Source organism: Serratia montpellierensis (assembly GCF_020858655.1).
In the GTDB taxonomy this organism is placed as follows: Bacteria; Pseudomonadota; Gammaproteobacteria; order Enterobacterales; family Enterobacteriaceae; genus Serratia; species Serratia montpellierensis.
The window spans coordinates 1-1,873 of sequence record NZ_VOSN01000006.1 but is presented as its reverse complement, the minus strand read 5'-3'; the positions used below and the strand labels follow the sequence as shown (position 1 = coordinate 1,873).

2 protein-coding genes and 2 pseudogenes are annotated in these 1,873 nt (G+C 44.5%); all 4 read right to left on the bottom strand.

Annotated elements, in window-relative coordinates; all coding sequences use genetic code 11:
* Positions 1-105 precede the first annotated feature (105 nt).
* Positions 106-549, bottom strand: a pseudogene (locus FUU19_RS10685) (DUF6386 family protein).
* A 106-nt stretch (positions 550-655) separates the two neighbouring features.
* Positions 656-911: pseudogene (locus FUU19_RS10680) on the bottom strand (RHS repeat-associated core domain-containing protein); the annotation flags it as partial.
* Positions 912-1,051: 140 nt separating this feature from the next.
* Positions 1,052-1,375, bottom strand: a complete 324-nt coding sequence (locus FUU19_RS10675) for a hypothetical protein (protein WP_230491025.1) — start codon at positions 1,373-1,375, stop codon at positions 1,052-1,054.
* Between the two features lie 11 nt (positions 1,376-1,386).
* On the bottom strand, positions 1,387-1,873 hold a 487-nt coding region (locus tag FUU19_RS10670; RefSeq protein WP_230507122.1), incomplete at its 5' end, for an EndoU domain-containing protein.

Sequence of the window (1,873 nt, the reverse complement as noted above, 5' to 3'; positions counted from 1 at the left end):
CAGCCGCGCGCCCGGTTTGCCCTGATTGGGCTCGCGGTGTTCCTTTCAACGAATTCCCCTAAAATAAAAGAGGGTCATTGTTGACATGTTGTAAAAAAGTACAAATCAGATCCTAATTAATGCACTCTCTTCATTTTTATTTTCACTACTTTTAATAAATGAAATGACTATATCGAGAGAGTCTCTTCTAAATCTTACTTCGTAATTGCCTATATCCATAATCAAAAACACACCTGACATATAGTCAGAACCGTCAGGTTCAAGGTCACCACCGCTAGTATCTTCCCCTGCACCAACAAAAATCTTTCCTGAAGGCACATTCAAAAATAACGATTTATAGTTCTCACTTATGTTATCAACAACTCGAACCGTATACTGACCGTCCTAACCAAGATTCAAAAACAACACGTTACCTTTATTTACTTCTTCCAGCTCATCCTCTGGAATGCTCCACCAATCAGCATCGTCGCTAACTCTATGTTTTAAAGACACCAAATCAAAAATTGACAAGGTCGCAGTATCTGTTGTGAAAGAGAAAGTCTCATTCATACACCCCCCTACTGAAATATTATTTCACTAATTCGGTCGCCCGGTTGAAGACTTGCTTTTCTACCCGCATTTTTAAAGAGCTACCAATGGAGTGTTTTTAATCTTTGTTGCCAGCCGCGTCGGCCACTTCCAGCGGCGCGCTGTTCAGATCGGTGTGATACCAGTAAATATGCGCCGAGCGGCTGTCGCCCGTCTGCTCCAACGCCGCCAACGGGTTCCACGGGCTGGCCGGACGTAGCTCCAGCTGCGGCGGCTGCCGTCGTCGCGCTGCTCCTGCAGCGGCCCAGCGCGTCGTAATGGTACTACGCCTCGAATTCGCCCTGCGGGCCGCGGCAGTGCGCCTGCACCTGCCGGTTGTCGGCGATCGGCACCAGCGTCAGGTGCGCGAGGATGTCGTTTTGCAGACTTATATAAACCAGTTCATTCTTATTTCTAAAGAACGCCTCGCTGAACCTAATTTTTTAGCGTTAAAGTATATTATTTATCCCTCTCACTCTCACTCTCACAAGCTACTTGTATTTGAAATTAGATGCTTCCATTTCTCAAGATACCCCTCAAACTCATCTATACTCGAAACAATCATAGACTCCTCGGTGTACTCATTAAAAATCTCTACACCGTTAGGTTTAATAGTTATAGTATGAGAGTTCCCCGTCCCCTCCCAAAATGGCAGAGACCCAGATCTTACAAGCTTACAAGCCTCAATAAACTCATTGACACCATAGATACTTCTTTGGATATCATCCTTTAAAAAGTCAATCAGCATCCTAAAATCATCATTGGCTTCTATAGATGGATAACCGTCATCACCAATAAAAAATCTCATTCCCACCTCCATTACATTATTGGGAAAGCTGTATTAATATTCCCACCAGAATCCAAATAGCCACCAATTTTCACGCCACTCGGAGATATACCTTCCCATTTTCCATTTGGCATAACCGCGCCATTATTATATGCCCCACGGACTTCGGACATTACTTTCTGCCTGTTCCATGATGTTGGGAAAAATGTAGATTCTGGCCCTTTTTGTACCCATTGCCCACTAGTAGAATCGAATATTTCCACTTTACCTTTATATACGCCATGAGCGTTTGGTGGTGTCGTGACTTGAGTTACTCTAGCTTTTCCTAGATGCCCAATGCTTCCTTCATGATGGAAACCAACAGCACGACCTCGGCGGTTAATCTCACCATGAAAAATATGTTTAGCGTTTACACTCTGACACCCAGCTAATCCCAAAGGATCAACCCACGTCAGTGGGTTCATGACATAAGCATATAAATTCAGCCCACCTTCCAGCCCTATCGGATCCTGCGTGGTG